The following is a 7,914-nucleotide window of genomic DNA, read 5'->3' as shown; positions in this document are numbered from 1 at the left end:
GTTTTAATTTGATGCAGGTTCAATTCGCGGGCCAAAACCACACGTTTGATTCCAGCATCTTTTAGGAATTTTATCTTATCAGCGTCACGATTATTGGCTTGGGTGCTGGCGTGAAGTACGATAGGAGGAAGTTCCATTTCCATAATCGCCATATCCTGAATAATCAGGGCGTCAACTCCAATATCGTATAATTCATAAATCATTTTGCGACAGGTTTCCAATTCATTGTCGTACAAAATGGTATTCATTACCACAAAAACCTGAGCATTAAATAAATGGGCGTATTGTACCAAAGCGGCAATATCTTCAATAGAGTTTGTGGCATTAGAACGCGCTCCAAATTGCGGAGCACCAATATAAACGGCATCGGCACCACTATTGATGGCCGCCATTCCTCCAATTAAATCTTTTGCCGGAGCTAATATTTCAATCTTCTTCTTCATTTGTAGGACTTTAGACTTTTGTGATATTCACTCAAAAAAGTCTGCAAAGTTCTTATAAATAATTTGAGTTTGCTAATGATGAAGAGGATTTTTTAAAATTATTAGTTAATAGGATATGATGATGGTTAAGGTTTTTTTATTTGAATTATAAATTTAATCAAATAGTGAACTTACACCAGCTGCAATCGCCATAAAAATGAATATTATTATGAAAAATGTATCAGATTTATTTCTATCTTTTATGGTAGGAGTTTTTCTTCCTATGTCTGAAAATTTATAAGCTAATCGTATTCCAAAAATTAAAATTATTATTCCTAAAACTTTACCCATAATTATCTAAATATAAATTAATGATTTTTGTTTTTATGTATAGAAGCTAAATTTTGTTTTGTTGTTTTACTAATGAAATCAAATTTTCAATTTCTGGATCAAATTTTATGTAAACACTATCATTATTAATGTTAAAATTTTCTAAATATTCTAATAGTATTTTTTTTGCTTTTGGAAGAATTAGATATTTTATTAATTTATTTGATATTTCAAATTGTTTTTCCAGTGGATATATGGATTTTTGATAATCTTGGATTGTGAATTTACCATCTTGAAAAAATCGTCTATGTTCCGCAATTTTAGTCTCTGGATTATTGTAAAGATAAAAACGGCTATTTGAAATTATGTCTAAATCCTTGGAGAATGGATTAATTTTAAAATGATCATCAGCTAACCAATTAAGAGGGCTTTTGAAAATCCAAAATTGACCTACATCTTCAATGTTACTTTCAATAGCAAAGTAAAGTGCTATTTTAGGATCCAATGACCAGTCCAAAAGTCTGGTTGGTAATCCATAGTGTTGCATTTGTTCTAACCAACGCCATTCATTTTCATAATCGTTTTCATAATCGCAAAGTTGAATGAATTTTTTTGGGTCTTTCGAGTCTTCTATTAATTTTTTGAAGCTATTAACAATTTTTTTTTCTAATTTTTCAATTTCTAAGGAGGATTTTGCATATCTCGCAATGCCAGATTGCAACTTATATGAATCTTTAGATTGTCCTCTGTATATCTCTTGATATTTTTCTCCAATAACAGGAACTCTATTATTTTGAATCTCATTAATTACTCGTTGAAAATCTTCAACTGTTTCGATATAATTATTATTCATATCAATCAATTGCTTTATAATATTCTAAGATATGTAAAACATTATAATTCTATTGTTATTCTGTGTAGAAGTTTCAAAAGATCTATAGATATACCAATACCAGTTTCGATAAAACAAAAAAACTACCCAGTCTAATAACCAGGTAGTTTCCTTCTCAAAAATAGTGTCTCAGATATTAAGACAGTTTTTTCGCTTTAATCAATGTCAAAGTATTTTGAATGCTGTTTAATTGTTTTGAAACAATAGAAATTTGGTTAGAATCCAATTCTTCTTTTTCCAAAGCTGCTTTGTATTTTTCAATAGCTGCTTCTTCACCAGTTATACAAGCATTAATGATAGCTTCAGTATCTCCGCCTGTAAATGAAGATTTGATATCAATCCACGTGCGGTGTAAGGCTCCTAATGGTCCTCCGCCTGAAGTATCAGTTGATTTGCCTAATCTGTTGATTTCATCTTGCAATTCTACAATAAATAAGGCACGTTGACGTGCGTACTCTAAAAAGTCGGTTTTAATAGCCGGACTTTCTACATGTTCTGCTGCATTGGTATATCCTAGTTTTCCGTCTTCTAAAATTGAAATCAATCCTTCAAATGTACTTACTGCTTCTTTTGTAGTTTCTTCTGTATGTGTCATGATAATGTTTTTTAATTTATTTATATTACAAAGATGGGATTTTGTAAAGCCTTATATCTTACAGAATTACAGGAGTGATTTATAAAATTGTGGAATGGGAATTTTGAAAGTCAGTTTTTTTGGAAAATAAAATTCCATGTTTACCGATTCGGGTTAGGGATAGAAGTGAAAATCCTTTTGTAAAATGAAATGGAACAAAAGATTGTAACGGATAGCCCGGCCGGAGGCAACCCCATAAAAAAAGCCTCAGGATTTTCCTAAGGCTTTTAGTGTATAAAAAAGAAGATTGAATTATGCTAATGCTTCTTTGATTCTGCGTAAAGCTTCTTTTAAAATATCATCGCTTGTTGCGTAAGAGAAACGAATACAGTCGGGATTTCCGAAAGCATCACCTGTTACGGTTGCTACGTTAGCCTCTGCCAAAAGATACATCGAAACGTCGTTTGCATCTTTGATTTCAGTTCCTCTTAATGTTTTTCCGAAGAAAGAAGAAACGTCCGGGAATACGTAAAATGCTCCTTCAGGAACGTTGATTTTTACACCTGGAATTTCTTTTAATAATCCAACTACTAAATCTCTGCGAGTGTGGAAAGCCTGAACCATGTGGTTCAATACGCTTGGATCTGCATCTACAGCTGTAATCGTTGCACGCTGTGCTACTGAATTAGCTCCTGAAGTTACTTGTCCCTGAATTTTTGTACACGCTTTTGCGATGAATTCAGGTGCTCCGATGTAACCAATTCTGTATCCAGTCATGGCAAATGCTTTTGCTACTCCGTTTACAGTGATTGTTTTTTCTAACATTCCCGGAATTGAACCGATACTGCAAAAAGTTCCTGAGAAATTGATGTGCTCATAAATTTCGTCAGCAACAACATATATATTTGGATGTTTTTCCAACACTTTTGCAAGAGCAGTTAATTCTTCTCTGCTGTAAACAGAACCTGAAGGGTTACAAGGAGAAGAGAACCACATCATTTTTGTTTTTGGTGTGATGGCAGCTTCTAATTGTTCTGGTGTAATTTTGAAATCAGTATCAACAGAAGTTGGAACTTCAACAGGAATTCCTCCTGAAAGTTTTACAATTTCGAAGTAAGAAACCCAGTATGGAGCCGGCAAAATAACCTCGTCACCATCATTCAGCATTACTTGCGCAATGTTGTATAAGGATTGTTTGGCTCCTGTAGAAACTACGATTTGAGAGGGTTTGTAATCTAATCCGTTGTCTCTAGTGAATTTTCTTGAAATAGCTTCTCTCAATTCTAAATATCCTTCTACCGGAGAATAGGTGCTGTAGTTTTCGTCTACTGCTTTTTTTACAGCTTCTTTGATGAAATCCGGTGTATTAAAGTCTGGCTCACCTAAACTTAAACTGATAATGTCTTTTCCCTGTGCTTTTAATTCACGTGCCAAAGCTGCCATAGCTAAAGTTTGTGACGTCGCTAAGTTGTTGATTCTGTCTGAAAGAATGTGGTTCATTATAAAAATTTTGATTGTCCTTAAATTTCAACTTTAAATTTAAGGGAAGGTTAATTATTAATAGATTTTTAGTTTTGATGTGAAAATTCAGGTTTCATTCCAAGTTCCTTAAGGTGTTTGTAATGTGCCCAGATGGCTCCTCTCATGGTTTTGAATTCATGATATGGTAAATTACATTCTTTGGCTGTTTCCTTTACAATTTCAGCAATTTCACCGTAATGAACATGGCTGATATTTGGAAAAATATGATGCTCGATCTGGTGATTTAATCCACCTGTAAACCAGTTTACAATTTTATTTTTTGGAGCAAAATTAGCGGTTGTGTACAATTGATGAATGGCCCAGGTATTTTCGATTTCCCCTTCTTCATTCGGAACCGGGTTTGTGGTTTCTTCTACGACATGTGCCAATTGAAATACAATACTTAATATTAATCCGGCTGTATAATGCATGACAAAAAATCCTATTACTACTTTCCACCATGTTACACCTAAAACCATTGGTAGGACCATCCAGATTAAAACGTAAATAATTTTTGTAATAACCAAAACCGTCCATAATTTGGCAGGATTTTGAGGTGCTCCGTACGATAATTTTCTTTTGAGATAATTTTTCATCTGCTTAAAATCGGTTGTTAAAGCCCAATTAAAAGTCAATAATCCATATAAAAAGAAAGAATAATAATGTTGAAATTTGTGAAAACGGTGCCATTCTGCATTTTGTGTAAAACGAATGATTCTTCCGGCATCCAGATCTTCATCATGACCATGAATATTGGTATAAGTGTGGTGTAATACGTTGTGCTGAACCTGCCAGTTATGTACATTTCCGGCCAGAATATAAATGCTTCCGCCCATGATTTTGTTGATCCATGATTTTGACGAATATGATCCATGGTTACCATCGTGCATCACGTTCATTCCTATTCCGGCCATTCCAATTCCCATAAGAATGTTCAATAGCAATTGTGCCCAAAAAGGCATATCGAGGGTTAGGATTAAAAAGTATGGTGTTAAAAAAACGGCAAACAGAATTATTGCTTTTAAATGCAGCTTCCAGTTTCCGGTTTTTTGGAGATTATTCTCTTTAAAGTAGTTGTTTACCCGAGAGTTAAGTGTTCTGAAAAACTTTAGGTTATCCTGCTTTGAAAATGTAGGGGCGGTATTATTCATAATTAATTTAAATAGTTGTCAAAGGTAATTATTATAAATTTTCAATTTGCAAAATTGAGTTAAATATTTCAATCGTAAAGTATTACTTTTGTTAAAAAATTAAAGCAATGGACGAGATTCTGAAATATTTTCCTGATTTGACCGACATTCAAATCGAACAGTTTCAAAAATTAGACTTTTTATATCACGATTGGAATGAAAAAATCAATGTTATTTCACGAAAAGACATTGATGCCTTATATACAAAACACATTTTACACTCATTGGGAATTGCAAAAATCATGAAATTTGAACCCGGAGCAACAGTTTTAGATGTAGGAACCGGTGGTGGATTTCCGGGAATTCCGTTAGCAATTCTTTTTCCGCAAACGCGTTTTTATCTGATTGATGTGATCGCCAAAAAAATAAAAGTCGTGCAGGAAGTTGTAAATGCATTGGAATTAAAAAATGTAAAAGCAGAACAGAAGCGTGCCGAACTGGTAAAAGGAGATTTCGATTTCATTGTAAGCCGTGCCGTAACCAATATGCCTGATTTTGTTTCGTGGGTTCACGACAAGATCAAAAAACAGCACAAACATACCTTGAAAAATGGAATCTTATATTTAAAAGGAGGAGATTTAGCGGAAGAATTAAAAGACTTTCCAAAAGCAACTTTATATGATTTATCAACTATTTTTGAAGATGAGTTTTTTGAAACCAAAAAAGTCGTGCACTTGCCTTTGAAGTTTCAGGCTTAGTTTTAAGTGTAGGTCAATTAACTTATTTTATATGAGAAAGATTTATTTATTACTATTAATTTTGTTTATTTCAAATAATGTTACAGCACAAAAAAAAGCGATAGAAGAAAGATGCCCTAAATTATATAAACAAAATTTCACTGAAATTGTTAGTGAAAAGTACAAAACGATTGTTAATAATGATACTATAACACTTAATGAAGTAAGATTTGAATGTGTTTTTTCTGCATTTTACACCCATAAAGTGATGTATGATAAATTTGGTAAATGGAATAAAATGGTTTATCCTAATAATTCTAATAGCCCGATTTTATCATGGGAGAATATAGATTTATTTTCGAACGGAAAAAAATACAATATTTTTACAAATGGACATGAAAAAAGAGGAGAAATTTATGCTTCAATAATGATTTTTGATGAAAGAGAAAATGACCTACTGTCTGAAAATTCTTTAGAAAAAGATAGTTTAATAAATTTCTTTAGCAATTTGTTGAAAAATAATAAAGACTCGAGAAAAAGTTTTTATGAAGTTTTTGGAGAAGAACGCAGAGCTACAAAATTCAAAAAATAGAAGATATGTTTTGAAAAAGTCATATAAAAGCCGAATCTTAATTTAAGATCGGCTTTTATATGACTTTCGACTTTCAAACTTTATTACTACCCTAAAAATGGATATCTGTAATCTTCAGGAGTTACAAAAGTTTCTTTGATAGTTCTAGGAGAAGCCCAACGCAATAAGTTCAATGCAGAACCCGCTTTGTCGTTAGTTCCCGAAGCTCTTGCTCCACCAAAAGGCTGCATTCCTACAACTGCTCCGGTTGGTTTATCATTGATGTAGAAGTTACCTGCAGCATTTTGCAATTTCGTAGTTGCTACTTCAATAGCATAACGATCCTGGCTGAAAACGGCTCCAGTTAAAGCATACTCAGAAGTAGTGTCAACTAATTCTAAAGTCTCTTCCCATTTGGCATCTTCATAAACATAAATTGTAATTACCGGTCCGAATAATTCGGTTTCCATTGTAGTATATTTTGGATTCGTGGTTACAATAACAGTTGGTTCGATAAAATACCCGACTGACTTATCATAATTTCCTCCAACGATGATTTCTGCGTCAGTATCTTTTTTAGCCTGATCAATAAAACCGGCTAATTTATCAAACGAACCTTCGTGAATAACGGCTGTAATAAAGTTTCCGAAATCTTCGGGAGAACCCATTTTCATAGATTTTACATCCGTAATTAACTGGTCTTTAACAGATGGCCATAAACTTTTCGGAATATAAGCTCTTGAAGCTGCAGAACATTTTTGTCCCTGAAATTCGAATGCGCCACGAACGATTCCGGTAGCAACTTGTTTTACATTAGCACTTGGATGTGCAATAATAAAATCTTTACCTCCGGTTTCCCCAACGATTCTTGGGTAGGTTTTATAGTGGTGAATGTTAGTTCCAATTTTTGCCCAGATATCTTTAAATACATGAGTTGAACCTGTAAAGTGAACACCTGCAAAATCACGGCTTGCCAAAACAGTATCGGTAATCATCAATGCATCTCCAAAAACAACGTTGATAACGCCATCAGGAACACCCGCTTCTTTGAATACTTCGATAATAATTTTGGCAGAAAATACCTGACTGTCACTTGGTTTCCAAATCACAACATTCCCCATCATAGCTGCACTTGCAGGAAGATTGGCAGCAATGGCAGTAAAGTTAAAAGGAGTAATCGCGTAAACAAAACCTTCAAGAGGTCTGTACTCTAAACGGTTCCATGTAGTAGAATCCGATTTTGGCTGATCCGCGTAAATCTGAGTCATGAATTCTACGTTGTAACGTAAAAAGTCAATCAATTCACAGGAAGCATCAATTTCTGCCTGGTGAATATTTTTAGACTGACCAATCATGGTAGCTGCGTTGATGCTTGCTCTGTATGGTCCAGCGATGAGTTCTGCTGCTTTTAAGAAAATAGCAGCACGTTGCTCCCATGCCATGTTGGCCCATGCATGTCTTGATTCAAGAGCATTAGCAATCGCTTTTTCTATATGTTTTTTTTCAGCTAGATGAAAAGTTCCTACGATATGTTTGTGATCGTGGGGGGCTGAAATTGTTTTAGTGTTTCCAGATTTGATTTCTTCGCTTCCAATGTATAAAGGAACGTCAATTTTAGAGTTCCACATTGAAGTGTAGGCTGCCTGAACAGCTGCTTTTTCTGGTGAGTTCGGTGCGTATCCTTTTACCGGTTCGTTTACCGCTTTTGGTACATGAAAGAATCCTTTTAACATGGGA

General features: G+C 34.0%; 8 protein-coding genes. 2 read left to right on the top strand and 6 right to left on the bottom strand.

What is annotated here, in order from left to right; genetic code table 11:
* From ABI657_RS18600 to ABI657_RS18580, 5 genes are all read right to left on the bottom strand, one after another.
* Positions 1 to 443, bottom strand: a 443-nt coding sequence (locus ABI657_RS18600) for a peptidase U32 family protein (protein WP_348098768.1), incomplete at its 3' end; no start/stop codon positions are given.
* 376 nt (positions 444 to 819) lie between these two features.
* Entirely contained in the window at positions 820 to 1,605 is a 786-nt protein-coding gene (locus tag ABI657_RS18595) for an FRG domain-containing protein (protein WP_348098767.1), read from the bottom strand.
* 175 nt (positions 1,606 to 1,780) lie between these two features.
* Positions 1,781 to 2,239: a PA2169 family four-helix-bundle protein gene (locus ABI657_RS18590; protein WP_348098766.1), complete on the bottom strand. Its 459-nt coding sequence runs from the start codon at positions 2,237 to 2,239 to the stop codon at positions 1,781 to 1,783.
* A 291-nt stretch (positions 2,240 to 2,530) separates the two neighbouring features.
* Entirely contained in the window at positions 2,531 to 3,718 is a 1,188-nt protein-coding gene (locus ABI657_RS18585; RefSeq protein WP_348098765.1) for a pyridoxal phosphate-dependent aminotransferase, read from the bottom strand.
* 68 nt (positions 3,719 to 3,786) lie between these two features.
* Complete coding sequence (locus ABI657_RS18580) at positions 3,787 to 4,890, bottom strand: acyl-CoA desaturase (protein WP_348098764.1); 1,104 nt, start codon at positions 4,888 to 4,890, stop codon at positions 3,787 to 3,789.
* Positions 4,891 to 4,997: 107 nt separating this feature from the next.
* Between ABI657_RS18580 and rsmG the strand changes: the two genes are divergently transcribed.
* A complete protein-coding gene (gene rsmG / locus ABI657_RS18575) occupies positions 4,998 to 5,627 on the top strand; it encodes a 16S rRNA (guanine(527)-N(7))-methyltransferase RsmG (protein WP_348098763.1) in 630 nt (209 codons plus the stop codon).
* A 31-nt stretch (positions 5,628 to 5,658) separates the two neighbouring features.
* On the top strand, positions 5,659 to 6,198 hold the full coding sequence (locus ABI657_RS18570) for a hypothetical protein (protein WP_348098762.1): 540 nt from the start codon (positions 5,659 to 5,661) through the stop codon (positions 6,196 to 6,198).
* Between the two features lie 86 nt (positions 6,199 to 6,284).
* Here ABI657_RS18570 and pruA read toward each other — a convergent pair whose 3' ends face one another.
* On the bottom strand, positions 6,285 to 7,910 hold the full coding sequence (gene pruA, locus ABI657_RS18565) for an L-glutamate gamma-semialdehyde dehydrogenase (RefSeq protein WP_348098769.1): 1,626 nt from the start codon (positions 7,908 to 7,910) through the stop codon (positions 6,285 to 6,287).
* Positions 7,911 to 7,914: the final 4 nt, after the last annotated feature.

This window comes from Flavobacterium sp., assembly GCF_039930565.1.
Lineage (GTDB): Bacteria > Bacteroidota > Bacteroidia > Flavobacteriales > Flavobacteriaceae > Flavobacterium.
The sequence above is the reverse complement of the archived record's forward strand: the minus strand, read 5'-3'. Positions and strand labels throughout refer to the sequence as shown.